Below are 26496 nucleotides of genomic sequence, written 5' to 3' on the forward strand. Positions count from 1 at the left end.
AGAAAGGCATTGCATTCTGTGGAATGTCCTGTTTGCGGAGCTGACGAGGTTTACTATCTAAATGAACAAACTGGAAAGCAAATTGGTAGAGCATGTGAAGGCTGTTACTTTATTCAAAAGTTTAACTTTTAACTTATGCTTTTCTTTTATTGCCGGCAATAAAGCACCTTATCCAGGTGCTTATTAAATCTCAATATCCATCACAATACTGTCCACTCTTCCTACTTCTCGAATGAAAGACGCAACGGCTCGATGTTCCAGATGAGGCCCATAGTTCTCTAAAGAAGCCTTATCTATGAACCTAGCAGTCAACATTACTTGATAGCCCTGATGATGAACAGAAAACGTACGACCCGCTTGAACGTCAATAATCCCAGGTATTTTCCCTTTTAATAACTTAAACTTGTTACAAACTTCGAGCATCTGTTCATCCGTTGTCGAATCACTAAATTTAACTATTACGACATGATCAATCATTTTCATCCTCTTTTCATCAAAAGTGTTACCTTAAGCTTCATAACCTTTTATGGTATATTAAGGTAATGAATAACAACATCCAAACGCGCAAAAGAAAACATCCTTCCCGTCGACAGTACTTTCGCCAATTACGTTCCACCTCGCAAAAACGACTAATCCAAACCTTGTTGTGGATTATGCTCTTGTTTCTATTAACGTGCGTAAGCAGCCTAGAGCAATTCCTTACTCACCAAACCCTTTCCTTTACGTTTAATCGCAACCCAAATTTCCTAGAATTCTTCAACATTGACTTTCGTATTACCCATCAAAAGTGGATCATTATTAAATTGGGCCATTTCACTGGTTTTGCCATCCTCTATTTCTTATTATGGAAGTGGAATCGGAAACCAGGTATTTCCTTAATAGCAGCTACAATATTAGCCATCCTCACGGAAGTCCTACAGCTCTATTTTTCTCGGGATGGGCGGTTACTTGATATCGGAATAGACTTCGCAGGGATCATGCTTTCTTTTTTGGTCATAAAAAATTTTCACAACGCAAAATCAAATAGTAGAGAGAAGTCTCCTTCACACAGTAGTTAAATAGGTTATTTCTTTATGAAGAGCCCTGATTCCTTGTCAGGGCTTCTTCATGATCATTAAAATGCCTTCATCCCATCGACATAATTCGGGTGGTGACAGGCACTCTATACCATAACGGGAGGAGTGAGTTGTTGTTTGATGACTTCGGCGATGCTGCTAACGTATTGCTGAAGGTCTTCCTCATTAGGACCTTCGGCCATGACGCGAATGAGGGATTCGGTTCCTGATGCCCGGACGAGAACTCTGCCGCTATCCCCAAGTTTTTCTTCCACTTCGTGGATGGCTGTTTGGATGGTTTCATTGGTATCCCACCCCGTTTTATCTTCCACCCGTACATTGGCTAAGAGTTGAGGATATTTACGCATCTCAGAGGCTAGCTGGGATAATGACTTTCCTTCCGTCTTAATGACATCCAACAGCTGAATGGCGGATAACATTCCATCCCCTGTAGTATTATAGTCAAGCATAATAATATGACCGGATTGCTCCCCACCCAAATTATAACCACCGCTAATCATTTCCTCCATGACATAGCGGTCTCCTACCTTGGTCTGCTTTGCTTCTAAACCGTTCGTTTGCAAAGCCTTATAGAAGCCTATATTACTCATTACCGTGGAGACGACAGTATTATGCTTCAAGCGAAGATCTTTGGACATCGCCGTAGAGAGGATAAATAGAATCTGATCTCCATCTACAATATTCCCCTGCTCATCCACTGCAATCAAACGATCGGCATCGCCATCAAAAGCCAGTCCCAAATCTGCTTTTTGCTCCACAACGACCTGCTGCAGGTTCTCAGGGTGAGTAGATCCGTAACCCTCATTGATATTGATCCCATCAGGCTGGTAAGCAAGAACAACGGTCTCCGCTCCCAGGTCACGGAAAAGCTGCGGAGCAAGCGCATAAGAAGCACCATTTGCACAATCCAAAACGACTTTCAAACCATGAAAAGGATTTTTCACCGTTGTCTTTAAGTAAGAAAGATACCTTTGTCCCCCTTCACGATAATCCATAACCGTACCAATGGCAGATGCAACAGGCCGAGGAAGCTGATCTTCTTTTACCTCTATTAACGTCTCAATTTCAGCTTCCATCTCATCCGACAGCTTAAATCCATCCCCACCAAAAAATTTAATTCCGTTATCTTGGAATGGATTATGAGAGGCCGAGATCATCACCCCTGCATCCGCATTGAATGAACGAGTTAAAAACGCAACACCCGGTGTAGAAATCACCCCTACTCGTATGACGTCCACACCAATAGAAAGCATTCCCGCTGTTAAAGAAGCTTCTAACATATGTCCGGATATCCGGGTATCTCGACCAATAATGACCTTTGGTCGTTTTTTCATATTGCTCTTGGTAAGAACATATCCTCCACATCGCCCCAATTTAAATGCTAGGTCTGGGGTTAACCCTTTGTTGGCTACACCTCTTACTCCGTCTGTTCCGAAATATTTGCCCATGTAGACTCTACTCCTATCTGTTTATTTCCTATCATTGGTTTTCATAAAACACTAATAAAAAAGAGCCTGACAGCTTTTTAAACTGTCGGGCTCTTAAAAAATACACTCTTAAACCTCATTATCTTATGGTGTCGTGACAGGCACTCTTACGTCGTCATATCCGTTAGGATTTTTGGATTGCCAGTTCCAGGAGTCTCGGCACATTTCTTCGATTCCTCTTTTAGCTATCCAACTTAATTTTTCTTTAGCTTTAGATGGATCTGCATAGCATATGGCGACGTCCCCAGGTCTTTTATCCACGATGCTATAGGGAACCTTTCTTCCCGATGCTTTTTCTAATGCTACAACCAGTTCTAATACAGAGTATCCTCTTCCGGTTCCTAGATTATAAGCATCAACTCCACTAGTTGATAGAACCCTCTCTAAGGCTTTCAAATGTCCATCCGCCAGATCTACAACATGGATGTAATCTCTTACACCTGTCCCATCCATAGTTGGATAATTATTACCAAAAACCTTTAGTTCATTTAACTTTCCAACTGCTACTTGAGTTATGTAGGGCATTAAGTTATTTGGGATACCATTAGGATCTTCTCCAATAAGACCACTAGAGTGAGCACCAATAGGATTAAAATAACGTAAAAGAGCTATACTCCATTCATTATCAGAACGATGTAAATCTCTCAGAATCTCCTCGATCATCTGTTTGGTTTGTCCATAAGGATTGGTAGCATTCAAAGGAAAGTCTTCAGATATTGGAACCCGTTCTGGTGTTCCATACACAGTTGCTGAAGAGCTAAATACTAACTTTTTCACGCCATACTTCTGCATTAATTCACAAAGAATAAGAGTTCCTGTAATATTGTTATGATAATACCTCAAAGGCATCTCCACCGATTCACCAACAGCCTTTAGCCCTGCAAAATGGATAACAGCATCAATATTATTTTCTATGAATATATTTTCTAGATCTTCACGATTTAGAAGATCGTATTTATAAAAGCCAAATTCCTTACCTGTAATTTCTTTTACTCTATTCAAAGATTCAGGCTTACTATTCGTAAAGCTATCTACTACAATTAGATCATATCCTGCATTTAACAATTCCACACAGGTATGACTACCAATATAACCTGCTCCTCCGGTTACTAATATAGCCATATTTCACCTCAAATTGATTAAGTGTAAACATTTCTAATTCGTTTCTCTTTAAATAGAAAAAGCAACCCTTAAAAAAGAGTTGCTTTCGCGCTTTACACTTTAGCAGAGTGAGGGTCAGTCCCCTTTCACGAGGTAAAGCGCGGAGTGCTTGCCGATTATTGATCAAAAATAGAATCAACCACTTGTCCATTCGTTATATCAATCCCCAAAAAAGTTACTTCTTAACCTGCAATGTCTATTATTTTCTCAACGGTCTAACGTTTGCTATTACAAAGGTAATCAGCAATTATTACTGAATGCCCTGCTTCCAAAAGATCAACACTAGTGTGTGATTCTATATAGCCAGTTACTAATATATTCATAGTTAAGTATCTCCTCTTCTGTAAATTGCTATATAAAGACTTACTCTACATTATTATAATCTACTAACATCTGAAGACTATCTTCTTGCAGTCTCTGGTTTAAAAACCAACAGCTTTTTGCAGTTGATCTGTTGAAGCATATGTAGCTTGTACATCGCCTGGCTTAACCAGTGTTCAAAGATCTTTTAAAATTGCTCTTCTTTGCCTAGAGCTTTAATCAAAGTCTGTTTTAACGTTTCAATATACACCATCAATTTCTGAATACTATTATTTAAAATATTAGAGACTTTATGTTGAAACAACAGGTGTGCTTTGTTAAATATCTACTCTTATTTCTAACGGCTTATTTCTTTTACGTACCTCGATTATTTCCTGTTCTCCTGGAGGGCGGTTGTCCTTTTCTTTAAAAAAATCAGATTGACGGAATTGTGTAATCCATTTATCTACTGCAGAAGCTGTAAGATCACATTCGCGGACAATCTCTTAGAGGCTTTTTCAGTTTTCATATAGAGCTACCACTTGTTTTTTGAACTCTGTTGAAAACGTTCTTCTTGTTTGGTACATGGTAGTTTCTCCTAAACTTGTTTTGTGTTAGTCTACTTGCCCTTAATTTGATTCTCCTCTAAGTGTAATCTATCCACTTACATTGAGATCTGGAATAACAGAATTGTTATGATGGTGTTCAAGAAGAAGTAAAGAAGAAAAGAAATGAAGTTAATTACAAGTGGTTTTATGGTATAGAAACAAAAAATATCTACCTCTTTCCTTTTCTACAAAATATTCAAAACTTGCAAAGCTGCAAAAGAAAAGGAAATGAGCAGCAACCAAAGAAACTGCTTCACTGCTCTACCTAAGTTCCAGGGAGTCGCTGTGTGACCGGGAGTTAATTATTCTGGCATTGTTCCCTTTTCAGTCTTTTCCTGATTAACAGATAAATTTCTTTAACCTCTTCTACTTTCATAAAGTATATTAATAGTAGGTACATTATAATACTAAAACAAAAAGTCAATAGTAATGTAATATTTACTTCTATCTTATTTACGAGTATTTCATAAAATAGATACGATAACAAACCTGTAACACTGGAAGCAACCACTATTTTAACAAATGAATAAAGTATTTTTTTCATTCCGAAAGGACCTACTTTTTTTCTTAAATTGTAAAATAATAGCATAGTGCAAACTATTGCTGATATACTGGTGGCTAGTGCAAGTCCACCTATACCTAAAAACTTGGAAAGCACTATATTTAATATTATGTTCAAAACTAAAGCAATAGCTGCATTAATCATTGGAGTTTTCGTATCATGTAAAGAGTAAAAAGCCCTTGAGAGTATTTCTCTAAGACCAATACCAATCATGCCAATTGAATAAAAGAATAATGCACTGGCTGTTAGTTTTATTGCATTTTCATCGAATGCCCCTCTACCTAACAATAATCTAATTATTGGCTCAGCAAAAATCATAGACATAACGGTTGCAGGAATAACTAATAAATTAATATATCCTATTGCTTCTAACATCGATTTTTTTATCCCAGATAAATTACCTTTGTTTGCCATTTTCGATATTATAGGATAGATAGCTACTGCTATGGTAGAAACAAATAAACCTTGAACAAAGCCATTTAGTCTATATGCATAACTTAATGCTGAAATTCCTCCAATTGCAATATGTGATGCTAGAGTCCTATCAACTAAAGTATTAATCTCTACTATTGACATACCAATAATAATTGGCATCGCAGATCTTGCCATATTTCTGATAGATTCATCTTTTATATCAATTCTAAAATTATATTTATATCCATTCTTATATATAAACGGTATTAATAATAATAATTGAGAAGCTGTTGCTATAACTGTACCTATTGATAGTAATAATATATTTGTTTTTGAACTAACAATAATTGACGTTATTATTATAAGATTCAATGGGAAACCAATCATCCCAGTTATGAAAAAACTTCCTCTTATTTGCAGAAAACTATTGAAAATGTATATTAAGAAAGTAAAATATACACCAATCAAACTTATTTTAGTAAATTTAATTGCTAAAATAAGAGTCTCACCTTGAAATCCTGAAGCAAATACTTTTACAATTGTATCAGTAAAAGTTAACCCTATTATTATGATTAGAGTACAGAAAATTAGAATTATATTTATTAAGTTATTAGTAAGCCTGTTGGCTGCTTTAATTCCATCTATACTTTCAACTTTTGTATACATTGGAGTGTACCCTGAAGATATACCTGTACCAATAATAGAAACTAATATTGTTGAAATAGTTAATGATATGAGGTATGCATCACTAATATTAGAGGCTCCATAGAAATAAGATAAAGTAATGTCTCTAATAAGGCCAAATGATTTAGAGATTATTGTTAATACCATTAATACTAGTGCTATCTTTTTCATTTCTAAAACCTCTTTTTATCCATGACAATTAATTTTAGATAACGTATTCAATTAATTGTTAAAATTTTATATATTTTATATTACTATCATCAAGAAAAAAGCCACATCTATAGCGAGAGCAAGTCATTCATTCTTTGTATATTCTATACTATACCTATATAACAACAGTAACATCAGATAAAATACCTCATTTAATAATATTGATAAAGAGAGCATTTGAATAAAAGTAGCAACAAAAGTTGCTAAAAGAAATTTTGTTGCTTTATTATATTTAAATATTCTTATACAGAAAATTAGTATTAAAATCCACAATAAGATAAATACACTGAAACCCATTAACCCTGCTTCGGAAAGTACCTCGAGCATAGTATTGTGTATATATACTGAGTTTCCATAATTTATTGCATTATAATCTAAAGTTCCATTTAATCCTGTACCCATTATTGGATTATTTATGAAGGTTTCTACTGCATTCGTCCAGAGAGTTATCCTGCCACTCCCTCCATCATTAGAAATATTTGAAAATCTACTTCCAATAAAGTCCATGTAATTTACACCAAACAAAGTTATAACATAACCTATTCCAATGAATATGAGAGATATAGCCAAGAAACTCTTAAACTTCCCTTTGCGTTTATCTCCTAAAATAAACATTAATAGAGATGTGATGAAAATGGCAATATATGCCCCTCTTGAAAAAGTTAGAATAATACACATTGTGGTCAGCAAAAAGCCAATTTTATTTCTTGTAGTGGATATGTTATACAAATAGTAAAAAAAGTATAGGGTCATAAAAAGCACAAATATATTTGGATCCCCTGATGCTGTACCAATCAATCTCGGTATTGACCTATCTATCATTAATCCATGATAAATTACGCCATTCCCAAAAAAGTTCATCCCAGTCTCTACTATTCCGATAAGGTAATATACTAGGGAGGCAGAACTTCCAATTATGCCAGAAATTGATATCATCCTTTGCAAATCCTCAATTTTACATAGGATTATTAAGCCTCTTGTTGAAAAATAAAACAATAATATAATAAAAAAGGCAAAAATAAAACGCAAATGTTTATCAGGATAATTAAACTGTAAAGCAGAGGCACAATAAACCAAGATAAAAAACATCATTAACATTTCGAAAGGTAATAATTTACTAAATCTTGCGATACTAAATAGTAATAGAATATTTAAAAAGGTAAGCATTATATATGGTTTTAAAGCAAAACCTATATTCAAATAGAATCCCCCAAAACATAGAGAGACTATTATTAATTGAACAAAAAAAGGGGCTATTTTCGTATCCCTCAATTGATACACTTTTTCCACTCATTTCTTTTAAAATAGTACACGGAAGATAAGAAAAATTAATTTACTTAATATTAATTTTAAATTGTATAACCTATTAGACTATTACGAAATAATAATAACGGTTTTACTATTTTTTTAGATTTATAATTCATAGCCCCTTGATACATAAACACGCATTAGAAAGGACCAGTATTACGCTTTTCAATAGTTATATTTCTTTCCATGTAAGATGTAGTAGCATCCTTTCAATTAGCTCTATATAATATTAAGCTTAACTCCTTCCTCAATAAAAAAATTAACCAATTACTATAGTTTCCTATATACTGCTATTCCTTCTAGCATCCACTGCATAGCTTGTTGAAAGGACACAGTATTTGAATATTTCTTTTTATGACGAAATGCGAAATATAGACAATATCCTATTGCAAAATATTTTGTCATTGCTGCATACACAGCTCCTTTATCAACAAAATACTTCTTATTATACCCACTAAACCAGGAAGATGTTCCGTCCTCATCCTCAATGTCTGCTATTACTTCTGTCCAAGCATATACTCTCAATCGCTTGTTAAAGCAAGTTGATAAAAATATTGAGTCCTCACCACTACTAAAAAATGATGAACCGGCACCAAATAATGTTGGAAATCCGATCTGCTCTTTTATAATTTTCTGTCTCCGAAAAGCAATACGTGCAGAGCCATACCTCATTGAATTAAATCTGTGTAGTCGTTTATTTTTTTTGTTGTGATATCGATTACTTTTGTTTCCTATAGATGCAATATTAAATGCAATAATAGCTGCGTCAGGATAAAAACTGAAAGCATTTCTTATTATGTCAGGATACCCTGTTCGCAATTGTTCATCATCATCCACAAGAATGCAAATATCACCACTAGCCTTTGAAAGTGCCAAATTTCTGCTCCTAGATAATCCCCTCTCATTAACGCAAATCCATTCTACGCGATATCCATTATAATCAAAAACATCATACGCATAATGATCATCTTGGTTAACTATAACTGCATCCGACTGAATATTTAATTTATCCAACAATGAGTAATCCTTTTGATTCATTGTTGACACAAGAATCTGTACTTTCATTTCTTCCTCCTCTTACTTCCTTAGTGTATTGAACTATTCGTAAGCTATTTTTGTAAAATGTCATTTGTATAAATACGTTAACAATAAAATACAATTGGACTACCTAGTAGTTTCACAATCCAATGAACTTTTCCAACTGATAAATACTAATCACCAACACTATTAGCAGAAATATGTCTCCGTCTAGTTGTGTCTAACTTCATCATAAGCCATGGACTTAAACATCCTCCAAAGAGCATTAACTTTCTATAAATTGATATTTCTCCATTAAATGTGAATTTTAAAGAATTATGTCTTATATATGATTTCCACCTTTGATAATCCTTCAAATACTCTTTTTCTAAGCGATTAGACTTGATTTTTACTAATGCGCCTAAACTAAAAAGACATAAATGTAAGTTAAGCATTGTATTGACTTTTGGGCTGTTTATTATAAGTTGCTTCCTAATGTTTTTAAGTGCTTTCTCACCGTTATATAGTTTATTAATATCGAATTTTGTTGTTGCGGAAGCTTCATTGTTTCGTCTGTAATAGTAAACTTTACGATTTCCAACACCAACAGATTTAGATATTTGTGAAACAGTGGTAATAAAAGTCAGTCCTTCGCCATAAAATAAATTAGTCGAAAACCATATATTGTTGTTAACAATTAAACTTCGTTTAAAAATTTTATTCCAACAACCCACAATAACATCTGGTGATATAAGTAGTGCTGTCGCATCTTCTGGTTGTAATTTCTCTATATATTCACTTTGAGTTTGCTTTTCACCACTCTTGGTATAGCAACATTTTGAAAGGCAGAATTCTGAGCCTGTATTTTCAATTAGACTAAGCATGTACTCAACATAATCCTGTGCAATAAAATCATCTCCATCCACAAAAACCAAATAATCTCCCGTCGATATTTCAATCCCAGTATTTCTTGCAGCACTAACCCCGGCATTTTTTTTGTGTATAACACGCACTCTGCTGTCTTGTTGAGAAACATTATCTATAAGTTGTCCTGTTTTGTCTGTTGATCCATCATCCACAACAATTACTTCAATATTTGTATAGGTTTGCTCTAATATGGATGAAAGACACTTTTCTATATACTTCTCCACATTATATGCTGGAACGATTATCGAAACCAGGAACTTTGAAGTTTCATTAATTAAATTACCTATCATTTTTTCCCCTCCATCTACTGCAGCGCATTTTTAAGGTACTCCACAGCTTTCTTCCTTTCTTTCTCAAGGACAACTTTACTTTTACTGTAATCAATCGGTGCATCTAATAACTCCATGTTTGGATTAAATCTCTCTTCTAATGACACCAATTTCAGGAATGAATCCAATCGAGATGATTGTTTTCCAGCAGAGCCATATTGTCTTTCAAATGTATAAAAAGGCACTTCATAATTAACTGCAAATGCAGTCCCGTGAAACGAATCCGTGCAAACGTAAGATGCATTTTTAACATACTGGACAAACTCAACAGGTCCGGCATCTGGCGCAATATCCAACCAATCAGTCACTTCTCTTTGATAAGGAAGGGCTATTACCTTCAGTTTATTTTTTTGAGCTAATTTCTTGATACACTCTTTTGCGTAATCAGATGGCTCATTCAAAAAGTACGCCAATATATACTTTTCACTGTCTGACACAGCTTCTTGTAATTCTAAATATTTATCCCACTTTATTCCATCTAGCAACAGCGTAGGATCAATCAAATGAGCAGCATCCTTATTAGTCAATTCTTTAATTATAGAAACACCAGATTCTTCCCGCACTGAAAGATTCGGGATATCCATAATGTATTTTGTGATAATATTCTTATTGTAATCGGCAACTTTATCTCTTCCAAAACTTGGAGCAAAAGCAATTCTTTTCTCTTTAGGCGCAAATCTTAAGTAATACTGCGGATCTACATATAATGCTTCTGCATTCCAAATCTGATCACTCCCGCACAAAAACGCCTTAAAATCATCACTCTTTGCAAGACGCTTTAATTGATTCCATGTACAGTGGTATGGTTGGATTTTCTTTAGTCTAAAATTTTTGAATAATTCTTTTGAATGTTCGGAATAGGGTTTGCTCATATTATCACTATAAACGTTAACTCTTTTTTTAATATTATGCGGTTGTCTCAAGAGCCTAACAGCAATAACAGCGACTTTCTTTAGTCTTACATCCCTTCCTTTGATAAGACTGCCTTTTAATGAAATATTGATTCCCTGATATCCCAGTTCATTCAAAATCACCTTACTTGCATATGCCTGCAATGCCGATCCATAATTAAATCCAGTGTGTACAGTAGATATTCCAATTTTTTCCATAACCTTCTCCTCTTGACAACCGATTCGTCGAAATTTTTTTTATATTCAAATAGCTGTTTATTGCCTCTATTTTTTCCATCTTCGCTTGATAGAGTCTGCCCTCGCCAGTATGCAACATCACATTCCGAAAAATTAGATAATTTAGCCTTTGTCTTTATAGACCCTAACATCAAATCAAATTTATCCAGAACGTCATTTGCATCAATCACCAATTCCCGTCAGATAATTTTCTATTGCTAAGTGTAATGATGAAAATTAGGTTATTTTTGCTACTTCCTATTTATAAATAGATTTATAAATTTTGTAGGTGAAGACATTAAAGAAAGACATGAGTTTTTAATCATGGAAAAATACTTTTTCTTCCGAAACTCTGCATAAGCTATAACAGCATAGTGTCTCATTTTTACATATCTTTGTTCTTTTGGTGTTAATTTATCGAAGTATTTCTTTTTATATTCATATAGTTCATTCTCGCCTTTTATTTTTCCATCTCCACTAGATAACCCGTCTGTTTCACTGTGAACATAAGCTTTAACCTCACATCCAGGCAAATAACTGAAAATCCCTTTCCCTGCTATTGCCTTCTGCATTAAATAGAACTCATCTCCAACATTAATTGAAGAAAACAGCCCAATATCTATCAGATATTTCTTTTTAAACATCATCACATCTGTTCCTGTCATATGATACATTAGATGATATCTCATTAAACTTTCTGATGAGAAATCTTTAATATAGTCTCTAATACGTTTTTCAATTAGCTTATCCTTTTCATCATAGAGCCATAAGTCTGTGAGTGAAAAATCTGAACCTTCCTTAGTCATATGCTCAACTTGTTTCTTTACTTTGTCAGGTAAATAAATATCATCATCATCTAAAAAAGTTACATACTCTCCTGTAGCTAGCTTAATTCCAATATTTCTAGTTTCTGCAGACCCTTTATTATTCTTGTTTTGGGTATAGATAATTTCAAAATTGTCTAAGTTCTTCATACTGTTAACAATCTTATCGATTTCAGTATTCCATTCAGCATCAGCGTTGTCATCAACTACGATAATTTCAAAATTAGAGTACGTCTGTGTAATTAATGATTGTAAAGCTCTTTTCAATGTTTCTTTTCGTCTATATGTTGCTACAATAATTGATACCTTAGGGGAGTTATGCGATGACATATCTTTCTCAATATGAATCATAGTTGTATCGTTCATTTTGAAATCCCCCCTATTGTTTCACTGATTCTGTATTAGCTTTTTTCGTTCCTGTCCCACCTTCAACAACACCATCACTTTTAACAACACTTATGATGGTTCCAAAGAAGCACTTAACATCCATCCAAAGACTAATTCTCTTAACGTACTCACCATCTAACTTAGCCTTTACCTCAATCGGAAGTTCATCTCTACCATTAATTTGTGCCCAACCTGTTAGTCCAGGAGGTACGTCATTAGCATCATATTTATCCCGTTCAGCGATCAAGTCATACTGATTCCAAAGAGCAGGGCGTGGACCTATAATACTCATTTGACCAACAAAGATATTCCAGATCTGTGGAAGTTCGTCAAGGGAAGTCTTTCGAAGAACCTTGCCAACCTTGGTAATATATTGCTCTGGATTTTCCAATAGATGAGTGGGTTTATCCTTTGGTGTATCAATCCTCATAGTTCGGAATTTTAATATATTAAAGTGAGTCTTGTTAATCCCTACACGTTTTTGTTTAAATAAAACCGGTCCTTTTGAGTCTAGTTTAATTGCTATAATTAGAACAATAAATACTGGAGATAATACTATCAAACCTATGAAAGATAAAACAATATCGATTAATCTTTTAATTGTAAAGTACATTTTTTTTACACCCCAACCTTTACAAAACTATATTCTACTAATTCCAATTCATTTGAATATACAATACCAACGTCAACTTTCTTAAGTCGTTCCACTTTGCACCTTGCTTTTACAATAGCACCAGAATTAATATGTACGCCTTCACAAATATAAGCGTCATGATCTACTAACGCATATACTAATAATGCACCCCTTTTCTATAACTGCACTGGTATTAACAACAGCCCTTGAACATAAGATTGAACCTACTCCTATTTTGGCTGATGGGCTTACATATGCAGTAGGGTGGATCAATACTGGAAGTTGGAACCCTGCCTCGGTTATTTCTTTTATCCATTTCATTCTTTGATTATTGTTGCCAAAAGCTACAAAGGCATATGAATAATCATTAATGTATCTCTTTAGATCCTTGCATCTTCCAATTGCCGATTCTGAGTTATCATCTAGAGATTCGATTCTTTCAAAACAGCCCATTGCTTCCGCAGTCTCTCTAACTACTCTCCCGTGGCCACCCGCACCAAGTATTAAAAGATTATTAATCATCTTTTCCACTCCATTTATTATGAATATACTTTAGTCGCTTAGCACTTATCTGGATCCCAACCTTCTTTCCTCCAACCAACTACTAACCCACTAAATCTTAATGAAGTAAAAAAAAAGAGCCTCCTCCATAAAGAGGCTCTTCATCCTTACTTCACCAAACTTTCATTTACAAGTCCTTGTAAATACTCTATTAAATCTGCTCTTAGATCATCCCTCTTCAAAGCAAACTCCACCTGCGTCTTAATAAACCCTAACTTCTCCCCTACATCATACCTCGTCCCATCAAAATCATAAGCATAAACCGCCTCAATCTTATTCAACTCCGCAATCGCATCCGTGAGCTGAATCTCCCCACCAGCACCGGGCTTCTGATTATCCAAAATTTCAAAAATCTTCGGACTCAAAATATACCGTCCCATAATCGCTAGATTCGAAGGAGCAACTTCTTTCTTCGGCTTCTCCACTAAATTACTTACCGTGTAGAAACGGTCATGAATGACCTTAGCATCCACAATGCCATATCTCGACACCTCATCATCCGATACATGCTGCACACCGATAACCGAAGCTTTATAACGATCATACTGCGCAATCATTTGCTTCAAACAAGGTTTGTCCGATTGTACGATGTCATCCCCGAGCAATACGGCAAACGGTTCATTGCCAATAAACTTCCTTGCACACCAAATGGCATGCCCTAATCCCTTGGCTTCCTTTTGACGGATGTAATGAATATCTACCATTTTGGAAGATTTCTGTACTTCACTTAATAAATCCATCTTCCCTTTTTCCAATAGATTCTGCTCTAACTCAAACGAGTTATCAAAATGATCTTCAATCGCACGTTTTCCTTTACCAGTCACAATAATAATATCTTCAATACCGGATTCCACGGCTTCTTCTACGATGTATTGAATCGTGGGTTTATCTACAATCGGCAGCATTTCCTTGGGCATAGCCTTGGTCGCTGGCAAGAACCTTGTTCCCAAGCCCGCTGCGGGGATAATGGCCTTTCTTACTTTCATCGAAAACTCTCCTCTTAAATCTATTTATTTCATCACACTTACAAGCTTCTTCTTCACTTCCACCCGATTATTCGCCAAATCCAACAACCGCTTCTTCAACTCCTGGGTTTCCATATGAACATTCTCAATGACTTCGTGTATTTCTTCTATATATAAGTTCGATGTTTTTCCTATGTAAATCTTGGGGTAGACCTGATGATCATGGACTTCGTTTTCATTCAACAGCTCTTCAAACAATTTCTCTCCTGGCCGGATCCCAGTAAAGCGAATCGGGATTTCTTCCTCGGTATACCCCGACAGCTTGATTAAATTTTTGGCTAAATCGACGATCTTCACCGGTTCCCCCATATCCAAGACGAAGATTTCTCCTCCTTGGGCAAGGGCTCCGGCTTGGAGCACCAATCGAGAAGCTTCCGGTATGGTCATGAAGTAGCGTTTCATTTCGGGATCGGTGACCGTTACCGGCCCACCTTTTTTAATCTGCTCTTTAAAAAGAGGGATGACACTTCCGCGGCTTCCTAGGACATTTCCGAATCGAACGGCCACGAAGCGCGTAGCACTTCGCTTATCGAGGTCTTGGATGATCATCTCGGCTAAGCGCTTGGTCGCTCCCATGACATTAGGTGGATTGACGGCTTTATCCGTTGAGATCATGACAAAGGTCTGAACTCGATGAGTATCGGCGGCATCGGCGACATTTTTCGTTCCCATGATATTGTTTTTCACGGCTTCTTCCGGGTTTCGTTCCATTAAGGGAACATGCTTATGAGCCGCGGCATGGAACACGACTTGTGGTTGATGTTTAGCCATGATGCTGAACATCTTGTCACGGTCCTGAACATCGGCGATTTCGGTGATGTACTCGATATGATGGACGTTATTCCCTTTTAATTCTAATTCAATAGAATGAATACTGTTTTCTCCATGCCCGAGCAAGATCACGGTTTTGGGAGAGAATTTGGATACTTGTCGGCACACTTCGGATCCGATGGACCCTCCGGCCCCGGTGACAAGGATGACGTTCCCTTGGATATATTGTTCAATCGCATCGGTATCGAGCTCGACGGGTTCTCTTCCCAATAAGTCCTCGACCTGGACATCTCGGACATCACTGACGGCGATTTTTCCGGTCATTAAGTCTTCCAGCATGGGAACGATCTGAGCTTTGGCACGGGTTTTATTGCATTCTTCTACTATGCCATTCAAGGACTTCTTGCTTAAGGATGGGATGGCGATAATAATGTTCTGAATCCCTAATACCTTAACCGTTTCTTCGATCTTTTCTCTTCCTCCGACCACGGGAAGTCCGAGAATTTCTAACCTTTGCTTAGTCGGATCATCATCGATAAAGGCCACCGGATAAATCTCGACATTCGGGTTGTGCTTGAGCTGTCTGGCGATCATGGTTCCCGCGGCACCAGCTCCCACGATCAAGGCTTTTTTCTTATTCGTCTGGTCGGTTGCGACATAGCTATCCCGGTACAATCTCCAGGAGAAACGAACCCCTCCGATGAAGATGATGTGCATCATCCAGGTGATGATCATGGCCCGGTAGTAAAGTTCTTGTACGAGGATCAATTGGATAAGCAAGGCAAGAAGAATGGAAAACGTCACACCTTTAAAGACGGAAATTAATTCTCCGACACTCGCGTACTTCCATACTCGTTTATACAGCTTATACCGATTGGCAAAGAAGTGATGTCCAAAGAAAAGCACGAGGGAGCTGACGCCGATGACGAAACCCGGTCTTTCTCTGGGAACTAGAATATAATGGCTTACATAGATTGAACTTAATACGATCAATGAATCGATCAATATTAAGGTAAGCAGACGTCTCTGGTAGGTCACACTAACCTTCCTCCTCACGAAAAATCATATCTATTTCTTTTTTTCTGTCGGAATCATAGGGTTCACAAAGCAGTTAGAATCGCGATAGAACCCTTAATTCCACCATCTGACTTCCATGACAAATGGCCTAGCTAAGGACTCTATCGTAAAAAGAGTTAAAACATTGAAAAAACAAACAACTTTAAGTATAATGATAAAGAAAGGGTTTTCACACCCTTTCTTTTCTGACTTATTATGTATAGGGCATCTAACCCAACCTCACACCACACCTTCGACAATCCAAGTCTAAGGTAGAGGATCTACCCACAGCGTGATCGAGTGCCTCTCTTGATAACGGTAAGGAGACATCACCGTAGCTATAAGGCTAAAAAATTCCAAACCACTTCTTCTTATACTTCTGCACAGGAATGAGCTCGCAGTCCTTCCCCGCGACCACCTTCTCTGCGTATTCGCAATACAGATCCACGTAATCCGCTCCGAATCGCTTCGATAGCTCGTTATACGCCTCGCTTAAAATCACACCACGGCTGCCGGTGTTATGAGCATCACTGGCAATAAAGTGGACCATATGGTGCTTGATCATGTCTTGGCTCAACCTTTGAATTTTCTTTCCAAACTTTCCGACAACACTGGCTGCTGTCAATTGAGCCATGGCACCCTGTTTTACAAGCCGATAAAGCAAGTTAATATTTTCACTAATCTCTTTATTTCGCTCCGGATGCGGGATGATCGGGATGATCCCTTGCATCTGAAGATTAAAGACGAGTGATTCCATATACCGCGGAACATGATCTCGCGGCAACTCTAGTAATATGTATCGTTGACCTTGGTTGTAAGTTAAAATTAGTTCTTGCTTGAGATCTTCCACTTCACTGCCATTTACCCGAAGTTCCATGCTAGGGAGGATGGTCAAATCGATCCCTTGTTCCTTTACTAACGCTTGAACTTCTTGGCAGCGGGCTAAGATCCGCTCCGGAGGATTCGTATACGTGCCATCCTTATGATGAGGAGTGGCTACGATGGTTCGGATTCCATCCGAAACGGCTTGCCTGGCCATCGAGAGTGTGTCTTCTGGAGTCTGTGCCCCGTCATCAAGACCAAATAAGATATGGGAATGAATGTCGATCATGGGTATTCTCCTTAGAAAACTGGGTTAGCGTCAAGCCTTATGAAGGCGTTGGCGGCATCCTATGAAAATAGTCCTATCAAAGTCCATTATATCGACAGCAACCCTGGTTTACAACTACTATTTTTTCCATTTCGTGTCAGTCCTTGTCGAATAAAACAATAAAAAAAATAGAAATGTCGAAGCATTTCTATTTTTTTCGGGCACCGTAGTAATAGTAGTAGTAACTATCCCCTTGCATCTTTTTGTTATTCAACACAACGCCAAGAATATTGGCTTTAACATTTTGCAGCTGGGTCTTGGCCTTTAAGGCTACATCCTTGTTGGTGGTGCCTGAATCCACGACAAGAATCACCCCATCGAGCTTCGATGCTAGGATCTGCGCATCCGCTACAGCAATGACCGGTGGTGTATCGAATAAGACTTGGTCGTATTGTTCAGAGACCTCTTGGATAAACCTTGTCATCGCCTTGGAGTTTAATAATTCTGCAGGGTTTGGCGGAATCGGACCTGCTGTAATGATATCTAAGTTCGGAATTAATGTTTTCTGAACGACATTGGCCATGGATTCTTGTCCGGCTAGGACTGTAGTCAGCCCCAAGCGATTGGTTAGGTCAAAAGTATGATGAACCGTTGGCTTACGTAAATCCGCATCGACGAGAAGCGTGCGTTTTTCGGTTTGGGCCGTGACCACAGCAAGGTTCGCGACGGTCGTTGATTTCCCCTCAGAAGGCCCGGTACTCGTGACCATGATGGCACGAAGATCGGTATCCACTCCAGCAAACTCGATATTCGTACGAAGGGTCCGATAAGACTCAGAGATGGGCGACTTCGGGTTCGTTAGGGATATCAGACTTCGTTTGACTTTTTCGATGATCTTAGACTTCAACTTGCTTCCCTCCCGCTGGCGACAAGGCGGCCTCTTTTTCCTCTTGACGATAATCAATCTTGGCAATAGCCCCGAGAACGGATAAGCCTAATACTCGCTCAATGTCTTGTTCGGTTTTTAGTGTGTTGTCTAGGTACTCCAGCAAGAACACCAAACCAACCGCGGTCATCAGACCGACAACAAACGCAATCACCATATTCAATAGCGGCTTCGGCTTCACCGGGGAAGGATTGACTCCTACTTTCGCCTCAGCAAGCACTTGTACGTTATCGACATTCATAATCTTAACAATTTCTTCTTTAAACGTATTCGCAATTCCATTTGCTATATTCGCCGCAGCCATTGGATCCGGATCACTGACCGTAATCGCCATGACTTGAGAGTTTTGCACTGCGTTAACCTTAATCTTTGCGCCTAGTTGCGATGCCGTCATATCCAGTCCCATATTGGTAATGGTCTGCTCCAGGATTCGCGGACTTTTAATAATGACATTATAGGTCTCGATTAACTTGAGATTCGACTGGATATCATTCATCGTAGGAACAAACATCTCATTCTTGCTCTCACTCTTATTCACCAGCAATTGAGTCGATGATTCGTAGATGGGCGTAATCACAAAAAAACTAATCACCCCACTCGTCACCGTCGCAATAAACGTAATCCCTATAATAATCCAAATCCGCTTCATGAGAATCTCAAATAATTCTCTTAGTTCAATGGTAGTTTCCTGCTGATCCATCGGTTTCTCCCTTACCTATGTATTATTTAGAGTGCCTGTCACTCCCCGACTTTTGTCGATTGGAGTACCAATTATTATAGCTTTCATTATACGACTTTAATAGAGTGCCTGTCACTCCCCGACTTTTGTCGATTGGAGTACCAATTATTATAGCTTTCATTATACGACTTTAATAGAGTGCCTGTCACTCCCCGACTTTTGTCGATTGGAGTGCCAAAAAAACCCTAACCCTCTCAAACTCTAGCCCATAAGACCTACTCTATTAAACACCTTCCAAATTATATCCTAAATAGACAATTGTATCCATAGGAAAATAAAGAGAGTGCCTGTCACTCCCCGATTTTTGTCGATGCCGTGACTTATTAGAGCTTCTTATTTCTTAAACGATTATGCTCTGTTTTTTTTGATATTCAACCATATCCTTAGTCTGAGAATTTCTCTCATACGCAACTGTTAAGCTTAATGATCACGGTAATGAAATAGGAGGCACCTATTATTTTCACAGGTGCCTCCATTCAACATGTTGCCTCAATATGGGTCTATCCTTCAGCCGGCTATCAACAAGGCCAACAAAAAAAGCTTACATAATAGAACCGTTTCTGTTAAGCCACGAACGAATCCCTTACGTCAAGGAACCAGCTTTAACAGAAACTGCGTGCAGAGGATTTCGAACTTGACCAAACTCAGAGGCATGTGGACGATCATCATCGTCATCATAGCCGTAATCGATCATCCGATTGCGGTTAAGGCATAGCTTCGTGAAGCTAGGTTTCAGGAGGTCAAACAGGCGGAATCGATCTTGCAGTTGCGGGAATCTCGCTTGATAGTGTTCAATCGATTCTCTCAGTTGCTTCCAGAACTCTACTTCGGAATACTCATAATAGGTATGCAGAATATCTGCTAGATAACGCAAATGACAGACAAAGAGGCCGGTAAAAATAAACTGGCACAGCCCTTCAGGAGCCTCGCTGCGAAGGACGGGCTTCAGCGCTTCAGGTAGGGATTGCAACTCCGGCAACGGCTCCTGACTCACATTCACATCGTCCACAAAGTCCTTCATGGCCAAGCGATGCGGGGCAGCGTCCTTTAAGATGAGAACCGTATTCTGCCCGTGCGGTGAAAAAACCGTGCCATATTGATACAAATAATGAAGCAGCGGAGGCATCACCACTTGAAACAGCTTTTCTACCCAAGCCTCTGGACGTAAGCCCGAACGTTCCATGAGCGAAGCGATGAATGGCTTTCCTTTCCCATCCACGTGCAGCAGCGAGGCTAACGTAATCGCCTGTTCTCCCTCTTCCAGGAAGGAGTAGATGCTTTCTCTCCATATGCAGCCCAGCATTTCCAAGTATTGATAAGGGGCTCCCTTCAGCTTCGAATAATACGGATGATCAAAGTTGATGCTGGCCACCTCACCCGGCAGGATGACCCGGCATTCATCCCGCAGAAACGGATCGTTGTCGCGAATGGAGTGAATGTATTCCGTAATGGTCGGCGCCACCACCGTACGCTCTCCTGGCAATCCGCGATACACCAGGGTATTGAGAATGCTCATCGGCAATTTCACATGATGCTTTTCCTTATGGGACAGGTTGACAAAGGTTCGAACCGACTGCTGAGGCAAATAAATATCCAATCCGGCTCCAAGCGGCACCATCGCCTTCTTCGCTAATTCTCCCGGGAAAAAGGGAACCAGGATATTTTCCCACTGCCAACGATGCACAGGCAGGAAGAAATACTCCGCGTGATTCAATCCTTGCGTTTCCAGCTCTTCTTTAAATAAACGGACCTGCTCCTCTCCTAATTCCTGATGAACCAGTTTTTCATGGTTTAAGCCCGCCACCGCCTGATAGCTTGCGAAATCGTGATGAACGGCCACCCAAAAAAGCTGAACCGGCTTCTTTTGCTCCGGTGCATAAGCCAAGTAATCGGGGTAGCTAAATCCAATCCGCCCCTTATTATAGGTAATCCACGGATGACCCTCCATCTCCCCTTCGAGCTCTGCATAGTCGAGCTCGGCCAAATCCAGCTCCTGCTTTTGCTTCTTGGCGAGAATGTGCGCATCAGCCAGCAGCGTATTGTTATATTCCTTAATCAGATGCCCGGTGGTCAGCGGCTTCATTCCGACGGTTTCCTGAATATCTAGAATAAACTGCAGCGGATCAACCGCCGTTTCCCATTTGCCTTCCGCATAACGAAGGATGGTTTCAGGGTAAACATGATAGCTGTCCATCAGGCGATCTTCGGCCTCAAATTGATATTCGACCCGCTCCTCTGCCTTCAGTTCAAGCCGGTACACCTTGCGTTTCCCTTTGACTTCCATCACTTCCGGGTGGATGATGTCTTCGTACATAAACTCGGACAGCATTTTGGTTAACAGCCTTACCCCCGCTTCCTCCCAGATTTCCGGTTTCAACGCATCGCGCAATTCCTTCATGTTTTGCATAGGTTACACTCTCCCTTTTTTATTCATTAAGTACCTTCCTATCTTGAACCGCAGGCTGACGCTCCCGGCCAAAAAGGATCCATCGGGCCAAAACGAGATTGATCAAGCCGATCACGGCCGCAAAGATAAGCGGAGCCGCCAGGCTATAGGCGGAAACCCATGATGAGGCCAGCAAGGGCGCCGACAGCAGACCCACATTCTGAAAGGATGTAGCCACGGTATAATTCAAGTGCAATCGATCTTTGCTTTGCTGAAACAAATAAATCTCTAATGCCGCTTGCGAAAGCGCAAGGACAAAGCCGTATAGCACCCTCCCTGCAAAGAGAAGCAGCAAGCTGTGGGTGATTCCCTGCAAAAACAGACTTCCCGCCAATACGCAGCCAGCCAGAAGATAAACCAGGGGCAGCCGCTCCGGGATGCAAACCGTTCGGATGAAAGGATAGGCCACCATCGCCATCACGCTGGGAAGCAGGAAAAACCAGCTGCTTTCCGCTAAAGACAAGCCAAAATCGTTTACGATATAAGTGGTAAAGTAAGGGCGGACCACATTATTGGCGGTGTGGAAGGTGAACATCACCAGCCCTATCGCCAGCATGAACCCGATCGAGCCACCCTCCACTCCAGAAGAACGGTTTTCCTTTCGCTTTTTGAAGGACACCTCCCGCAAGGTCAGCCAACAAAGGAGCCACAGGGCAAGATCACCTGCCGCCAACCCATAAAACAGGTGTAACGGGTGTTCCAGCTTCATCAGCCAAGCCCCTGCTAGGGTCGCCAGGATGATCGCAGAATGAAGAACGGCATAGTAACAGGCAGCAATCGAAGCACGCTGCTCCTTTCCTCCCCATTCGATCAGCAGGGGATAGATCAACAAGAAGCTGCTTTTGCCGATGAGCAACAGTACGGTAAACACCAAAAATTGCTGGGCGTTCGCAGACGCCCCCATGCCGATCAGCATGAACACAGAGATCCATTGACCCGCGTAAAGCAGGTGCTTCACTTCATAGTGCTGAGCCAGCCATCCCCATAAGGGCGCTGCGATAACGACGGTCAGACGGGCCGCAAAAATATAGGTCCCTGTATATTCCAAGTCCTTGATATCAAATACTTTTTCAAAAAACTGAGGATAAAACGGTGACAAGGCCACTTCCGCAAAGACAAAATAAAACAGGCAAAAAAACAAGACGACTTGAATTCTTTGGGTATTCCTCATCGCTTCCTCAGACCCCAAATTGGGTAAATACATGGCGGCGACGGACGGGGTATACCTCCCGGCCTGCCAGCTGATTAAGAATCACGGAGTTACGATAAGCACCCAGTCCAAGGTCAGGAGCCCCTACGCCATGCGTGTGCATTTCCCCATTCTGAATAAAAATCTTATTCGCAATCTCCTCCGTCAATTGGAGCTGATAATCGCCTGATACAATATACCTGCCGAATTCATCCCAACGAATCAGAGATCTCAGATCCCTCAAGCACGCGGGCACCACATGGCGATAACCGGTCGCGGCCACGATGACCTCACTCTCAAGCTCAAACCACTCATCCTGTTCCCGCTGCAGGCAAGTCAGCTGATATCCTTCTTTCCCCTCCAAAGCTTGAACCTCAGTCACCTCGGTCAAGGCCATCAAGCGAACCGGCGGCTTCGCTCCCCCCACCGAACCTTCATAAAGAACATCATAGATGTCCGCAATGGTCTTGGCGCTTATCCCCTTGTAGAGCAGATCCTGCTTCGGCAGCAGGCAGTCTTTTTTCTCTTGCGGCAACTGATAGAAATAACGGGTATAGTCCGGCGAAAAGTGCTCGAGTCCCAGCTTGGAATACTCCATCGGGAAAAACCCCTTGGAACGCGTGAACCAGTCCAGCCGATACCCGTAGGTCGACTGCTCCTTGAGCAGTTCCAGAAAGACCTCTGCCGCGCTTTGCCCTGAGCCGACCACTGTAATCGACTTGGCGAGTTGGCAGCGTTCTTTGCGGGTTAGAAATTCCGCTGAGTGGAAGACATCCTCCGTAGGATGCGAGGAGAAGCCATCGGGCAAATACGGCACACTCCCCACCCCTACAACCAAATGCCGGGCCTGATAATACTGCCTTTCTCTGCTATGGATATCCAAAGCCTCTACTTGAAAGTAGCCGGATCCATCCGCTTCCTTTTTCCGCTGCACCCCGACCACTTGCTGGCCAAAGCGGCAGCAACTCAATTGTTCCGCTACCCATTGGCAATAATGATTGTATTCCCTGCGCGGGATGTGGAACCGTTCGAGAAAATAAAATTTGTACAGCCGCTCCTGCTCGTGCAGATAATTCAAGAAGCTGTATCGGCTCGTCGGATCCGCCATCGTCACGGCATCCGCAAAGAAGGGAACCTGAAGGGTGGTTTCTTCGATTAACAGACCGGCATGCCATTGAAAATGCGGCTTCTGTTCCAGAAATAAGGCATCCAGTCCTTCCACGGGTTCAGCTAAGGCGGCCAACCCGAGATTAAAGGGACCAATCCCAATGCCGATTAGATCATACATCCTGCCACCTCCGTTCAAACGTTTCTCGATGGCAAAACATCAGCAAGCCTCGCTTATCTGGCAAACGAATCTCTTTTTCCGGCTGGAATCCGCACTTTTTGAAAATGTGGATCATTTTTTCATTGCGAATATCGGGCTCGGTCACGATCTTCTGGGTAGCCGGGTGACGAAATTGAAAAGCTGTCATGGCTCTTAATAGAGGCAGGGCATAACCTTTCCCGATAAACTCTGGTGGCCCGAGTAAAAGATGAATCCCTTGGTCTCCCTCATCCGTCTCATAATGACCGGCGATAATGTCATCCTTGGCCCAATAAGATTCCCAATAGCTCATCGGTTCGCCGTCTAAGCAGCCGATATACAAAGTTTGATGAGAATCGGCCAGCAGCTTTTGCAGATGCTGCTCGTATTGTAGAAGGGGCATGTTTTGCCTCCAAAAAGGAATCACATGCTCTTGATGATGCCAAGAATGAAGCCTGTGCAGGTCTTCCTCTAAGGTTACTGGGCGAAAAGCAATGTTAATGGGCACTGCCGATCAGCTCCTTTTGCTTCAAAGGATTATCGATGTGGACATAGACGGATTGCGTTTCCAGCGATCCCACCAGTTCATCCATATCATGAAAACGGGTAAGCAGATTCGCTTTGCAGGGAAGCTGGTCTTGCGTGAGTAAGCTGGTTACTAAGGCAGAGGACGCGGCCCCTGGAATCTCCAGCGTCTCCAACGCCTTCCTTAGCTCCTGAAGCAGCTCTTTTTCATCGGCGACCCCGCCCGTCCCCAAGGCATTAATTAAGCCAAACAGATGATTGAAAAAGAAGTAATAGCGCAATCGCTCATCGGCAATGGCATCCGAGCAAACCGTATTGCTTTTTTCGCTGATGCCGGGCAAGATCGCCTTCAGCTGGTCATGATACGATTGGCAGTAGTAATACCCCTGATTATCCCGATAGTAAAACTCCGCCGGATAGCCTGCTCTCAGCTGAATAATGCTGTTTTGCTGATGGGCTTCAATGGCAATTCCATAGGTGAAATACAGCCACATGATGGGCTTTAGCGAGAGCTCAAGGTATTTCTTGAACCAATCCCGGCTGACTTCTTCGGTTGATCGTCCCTCTTTTTCCGCCAGCTGCTTGATGATTTGGGCCAAGCGGGAAGTATGGCCCTCGATGGAATCCTGGCACAAGGCGGCAATGGGCGTCGCATTGCTTTCTTGACCCCTTTTGAAGGGGTTCTCCCGCAAAATCACTTCAAATCCCGTTTCCTTTTCCCCCTCGATCTCTAACGTCATGAACGCCGGATCCCCAATAATCCGAAAATGAGGATGGGCCGCGTTCAGCTGCTTTCCAATTTCACTTTCCATAAGCTTCTTGATCTCTACGCCCCGCTCGAGCTCCTGGTATTTATTCACGCGGATAGAGTTGGTGATTTTGACGTTCAATGAAAATTTGATCATATAGTCCGATTCCGGATGGTACACGGTTCGCACGGAAGAGGTCGGATAAAACCCTCTGCCCTGCAGCCCAAGATCTTGCAGCAAACCGTCTTGCAAGAGCTGTTGCACCTTGGGCTTTCGTTTCACATACTCTGCCTGCCAAGGATGAAGGGGAATCAGGGCATAGGCATCGTCTTTGCTATACGCCTCTTTAAAGTCATCTGCTATATCCGGATCCTGCTTCACGAGCTGCTTAATGATATCGGAAGTCTGCTGCTCTGATGCCGATCCCTGACATACGATCGAACGATGAGCCCGAAAGTAATACAGGGGGAATTTCCCTTTAAGCTCTGGGGAGTAAGCGGGAACGTCCCAGTCCGCTATCCCCTGACGACTTTTCGGAGTCGGATGCATCAGATGCCCAAACAGCAAACTCTGTTCTGCCTCAATAAATTCCAGATCCCATTCATACAGCTGCTGGGCGTCCGTGATTCGTTCACGAATAAATTGCTCGATACTCTGGCAACTGAGAATTACGCGCATCAGGAGCTCGTCTTGATGAGACGCCTTTTTGTTATGAATAATGCTCAATTCCTTATTCACCAAGCAGACTAAAGTCATATAATCCAACTCGAGGAAACGAGGCTGCCCGGCGACGGAATAGAACATAGGAAACCCAAAAACATGTCTCCCCGTCATGGACCAATAGCGCAGCGGGAGATAGAAATCTATCCCTTGGTGGGGCAGCGGGCTATGCAGCCATTGCTTGGCCAGCGGCAGATGATCCCTGAGATCATCTGCGATCCTCTCGGCCTCCAGAAGCTGGGTTTGACCTGCTTCTCTCAGATAGCAATTCAGAAAGCTTTGTATCGTGGCCTGTTCGGCAATCTGCTTTACATTCAT

At 40.7% G+C, this 26496-nt stretch carries 22 protein-coding genes; 1 reads left to right on the forward strand and 21 read right to left on the reverse strand.

Going from position 1 to position 26496, the window contains the following annotated elements:
- Positions 1–183: 183 nt before the first annotated feature.
- On the reverse strand, positions 184–477 hold the full coding sequence (locus EIZ58_RS25540) for a Dabb family protein (protein ID WP_134703805.1): 294 nt from the start codon (positions 475–477) through the stop codon (positions 184–186).
- A gap of 65 nt (positions 478–542) precedes the next feature.
- On the opposite strand from EIZ58_RS25540, the gene EIZ58_RS25545 reads away from it, so the two are divergent.
- Complete coding sequence (locus tag EIZ58_RS25545; RefSeq protein WP_134703806.1) at positions 543–1058, forward strand: VanZ family protein; 516 nt, start codon at positions 543–545, stop codon at positions 1056–1058.
- Positions 1059–1162: 104 nt separating this feature from the next.
- Here EIZ58_RS25545 and glmM read toward each other — a convergent pair whose 3' ends face one another.
- From glmM to EIZ58_RS25655, 20 genes are all read right to left on the reverse strand, one after another.
- Positions 1163–2524: a phosphoglucosamine mutase gene (glmM, locus tag EIZ58_RS25550; protein ID WP_134703807.1), complete on the reverse strand. Its 1362-nt coding sequence runs from the start codon at positions 2522–2524 to the stop codon at positions 1163–1165.
- Positions 2525–2647: 123 nt separating this feature from the next.
- The gene (gene galE, locus EIZ58_RS25555) at positions 2648–3685 is read right to left on the reverse strand and encodes a UDP-glucose 4-epimerase GalE (RefSeq protein WP_134703808.1); all 1038 of its coding nucleotides are present in this window, start codon (positions 3683–3685) and stop codon (positions 2648–2650) included.
- A 1245-nt stretch (positions 3686–4930) separates the two neighbouring features.
- Positions 4931–6463 carry a murein biosynthesis integral membrane protein MurJ gene (gene murJ / locus EIZ58_RS25570; RefSeq protein WP_134703809.1) on the reverse strand — a complete coding sequence of 511 codons (1533 nt, stop codon included), beginning with the start codon at positions 6461–6463 and terminating at the stop codon, positions 4931–4933.
- 123 nt (positions 6464–6586) lie between these two features.
- On the reverse strand, positions 6587–7702 hold the full coding sequence (locus EIZ58_RS25575) for an O-antigen ligase family protein (RefSeq protein ID WP_134703810.1): 1116 nt from the start codon (positions 7700–7702) through the stop codon (positions 6587–6589).
- A gap of 378 nt (positions 7703–8080) precedes the next feature.
- Complete coding sequence (locus tag EIZ58_RS25580; protein WP_134703811.1) at positions 8081–8875, reverse strand: glycosyltransferase; 795 nt, start codon at positions 8873–8875, stop codon at positions 8081–8083.
- Positions 8876–9021: 146 nt separating this feature from the next.
- Positions 9022–10044, reverse strand: a complete 1023-nt coding sequence (locus EIZ58_RS25585) for a glycosyltransferase family 2 protein (protein WP_134703812.1) — start codon at positions 10042–10044, stop codon at positions 9022–9024.
- 14 nt (positions 10045–10058) lie between these two features.
- Positions 10059–11192, reverse strand: a complete 1134-nt coding sequence (locus EIZ58_RS25590; RefSeq protein WP_134703813.1) for a polysaccharide pyruvyl transferase family protein — start codon at positions 11190–11192, stop codon at positions 10059–10061.
- 269 nt (positions 11193–11461) lie between these two features.
- Entirely contained in the window at positions 11462–12400 is a 939-nt protein-coding gene (locus tag EIZ58_RS25595; RefSeq protein WP_134703814.1) for a glycosyltransferase family 2 protein, read from the reverse strand.
- Between the two features lie 13 nt (positions 12401–12413).
- Positions 12414–13034: a sugar transferase gene (locus EIZ58_RS25600; RefSeq protein ID WP_134703815.1), complete on the reverse strand. Its 621-nt coding sequence runs from the start codon at positions 13032–13034 to the stop codon at positions 12414–12416.
- 156 nt (positions 13035–13190) lie between these two features.
- The gene (locus tag EIZ58_RS25605; protein ID WP_134703816.1) at positions 13191–13577 is read right to left on the reverse strand and encodes a PglD-related sugar-binding protein; all 387 of its coding nucleotides are present in this window, start codon (positions 13575–13577) and stop codon (positions 13191–13193) included.
- A 146-nt stretch (positions 13578–13723) separates the two neighbouring features.
- Positions 13724–14602 (reverse strand): UTP--glucose-1-phosphate uridylyltransferase GalU, encoded by an 879-nt coding sequence (gene galU / locus EIZ58_RS25610; protein WP_134703817.1) that lies wholly within the window; start codon positions 14600–14602, stop codon positions 13724–13726.
- Between the two features lie 24 nt (positions 14603–14626).
- Positions 14627–16450 carry a polysaccharide biosynthesis protein gene (locus EIZ58_RS25615; RefSeq protein ID WP_134703818.1) on the reverse strand — a complete coding sequence of 608 codons (1824 nt, stop codon included), beginning with the start codon at positions 16448–16450 and terminating at the stop codon, positions 14627–14629.
- A gap of 364 nt (positions 16451–16814) precedes the next feature.
- Positions 16815–17579 (reverse strand): tyrosine-protein phosphatase, encoded by a 765-nt coding sequence (locus EIZ58_RS25620; RefSeq protein WP_134703819.1) that lies wholly within the window; start codon positions 17577–17579, stop codon positions 16815–16817.
- 187 nt (positions 17580–17766) lie between these two features.
- A complete protein-coding gene (locus EIZ58_RS25625) occupies positions 17767–18465 on the reverse strand; it encodes a CpsD/CapB family tyrosine-protein kinase (protein WP_134703820.1) in 699 nt (232 codons plus the stop codon).
- Positions 18455–19204, reverse strand: coding sequence for a YveK family protein (locus EIZ58_RS25630; RefSeq protein WP_134703821.1), 750 nt, complete (start codon positions 19202–19204; stop codon positions 18455–18457). The genes EIZ58_RS25625 and EIZ58_RS25630 overlap by 11 nt, the downstream gene beginning before the upstream one ends.
- Before the next feature lie 622 nt (positions 19205–19826).
- Positions 19827–21650: an IucA/IucC family protein gene (locus EIZ58_RS25635; RefSeq protein WP_205672344.1), complete on the reverse strand. Its 1824-nt coding sequence runs from the start codon at positions 21648–21650 to the stop codon at positions 19827–19829.
- Between the two features lie 19 nt (positions 21651–21669).
- Positions 21670–22893, reverse strand: coding sequence for an MFS transporter (locus EIZ58_RS25640; protein WP_205672346.1), 1224 nt, complete (start codon positions 22891–22893; stop codon positions 21670–21672).
- On the reverse strand, positions 22868–24166 hold the full coding sequence (locus EIZ58_RS25645) for a lysine N(6)-hydroxylase/L-ornithine N(5)-oxygenase family protein (RefSeq protein ID WP_134703823.1): 1299 nt from the start codon (positions 24164–24166) through the stop codon (positions 22868–22870). Before EIZ58_RS25645 ends, EIZ58_RS25640 begins: the two co-directional genes overlap by 26 nt.
- On the reverse strand, positions 24159–24692 hold the full coding sequence (locus EIZ58_RS25650) for a GNAT family N-acetyltransferase (RefSeq protein WP_134703824.1): 534 nt from the start codon (positions 24690–24692) through the stop codon (positions 24159–24161). The genes EIZ58_RS25645 and EIZ58_RS25650 overlap by 8 nt, the downstream gene beginning before the upstream one ends.
- The gene (locus tag EIZ58_RS25655; protein ID WP_134703825.1) at positions 24682–26496 is read right to left on the reverse strand and encodes an IucA/IucC family protein; all 1815 of its coding nucleotides are present in this window, start codon (positions 26494–26496) and stop codon (positions 24682–24684) included. The genes EIZ58_RS25650 and EIZ58_RS25655 overlap by 11 nt, the downstream gene beginning before the upstream one ends.

The sequence above is a fragment of the Ammoniphilus sp. YIM 78166 genome (assembly GCF_004522215.1).
Taxonomy (GTDB): domain Bacteria; phylum Bacillota; class Bacilli; order Aneurinibacillales; family RAOX-1; genus YIM-78166.

What these genes read in the sequence shown, in the direction of transcription:
- EIZ58_RS25540 (WP_134703805.1), bottom strand. Translation starts at nt 477, where the DNA reads ATGATTGATCATGTCGTAATAGTTAAATTTAGTGATTCGACAACGGAT.
- EIZ58_RS25545 (WP_134703806.1), top strand. Translation starts at nt 543, where the DNA reads ATGAATAACAACATCCAAACGCGCAAAAGAAAACATCCTTCCCGTCGA.
- glmM (WP_134703807.1), bottom strand. Translation starts at nt 2,524, where the DNA reads ATGGGCAAATATTTCGGAACAGACGGAGTAAGAGGTGTAGCCAACAAA.
- galE (WP_134703808.1), bottom strand. Translation starts at nt 3,685, where the DNA reads ATGGCTATATTAGTAACCGGAGGAGCAGGTTATATTGGTAGTCATACC.
- murJ (WP_134703809.1), bottom strand. Translation starts at nt 6,463, where the DNA reads ATGAAAAAGATAGCACTAGTATTAATGGTATTAACAATAATCTCTAAA.
- EIZ58_RS25580 (WP_134703811.1), bottom strand. Translation starts at nt 8,875, where the DNA reads ATGAAAGTACAGATTCTTGTGTCAACAATGAATCAAAAGGATTACTCA.
- EIZ58_RS25585 (WP_134703812.1), bottom strand. Translation starts at nt 10,044, where the DNA reads ATGATAGGTAATTTAATTAATGAAACTTCAAAGTTCCTGGTTTCGATA.
- EIZ58_RS25590 (WP_134703813.1), bottom strand. Translation starts at nt 11,192, where the DNA reads ATGGAAAAAATTGGAATATCTACTGTACACACTGGATTTAATTATGGA.
- EIZ58_RS25595 (WP_134703814.1), bottom strand. Translation starts at nt 12,400, where the DNA reads ATGAACGATACAACTATGATTCATATTGAGAAAGATATGTCATCGCAT.
- EIZ58_RS25600 (WP_134703815.1), bottom strand. Translation starts at nt 13,034, where the DNA reads ATGTACTTTACAATTAAAAGATTAATCGATATTGTTTTATCTTTCATA.
- EIZ58_RS25605 (WP_134703816.1), bottom strand. Translation starts at nt 13,577, where the DNA reads ATGATTAATAATCTTTTAATACTTGGTGCGGGTGGCCACGGGAGAGTA.
- galU (WP_134703817.1), bottom strand. Translation starts at nt 14,602, where the DNA reads ATGAAAGTAAGAAAGGCCATTATCCCCGCAGCGGGCTTGGGAACAAGG.
- EIZ58_RS25620 (WP_134703819.1), bottom strand. Translation starts at nt 17,579, where the DNA reads ATGATCGACATTCATTCCCATATCTTATTTGGTCTTGATGACGGGGCA.
- EIZ58_RS25630 (WP_134703821.1), bottom strand. Translation starts at nt 19,204, where the DNA reads ATGGATCAGCAGGAAACTACCATTGAACTAAGAGAATTATTTGAGATT.
- EIZ58_RS25635 (WP_205672344.1), bottom strand. Translation starts at nt 21,650, where the DNA reads ATGCAAAACATGAAGGAATTGCGCGATGCGTTGAAACCGGAAATCTGG.
- EIZ58_RS25640 (WP_205672346.1), bottom strand. Translation starts at nt 22,893, where the DNA reads ATGTATTTACCCAATTTGGGGTCTGAGGAAGCGATGAGGAATACCCAA.
- EIZ58_RS25645 (WP_134703823.1), bottom strand. Translation starts at nt 24,166, where the DNA reads ATGTATGATCTAATCGGCATTGGGATTGGTCCCTTTAATCTCGGGTTG.
- EIZ58_RS25655 (WP_134703825.1), bottom strand. Translation starts at nt 26,496, where the DNA reads ATGAATGTAAAGCAGATTGCCGAACAGGCCACGATACAAAGCTTTCTG.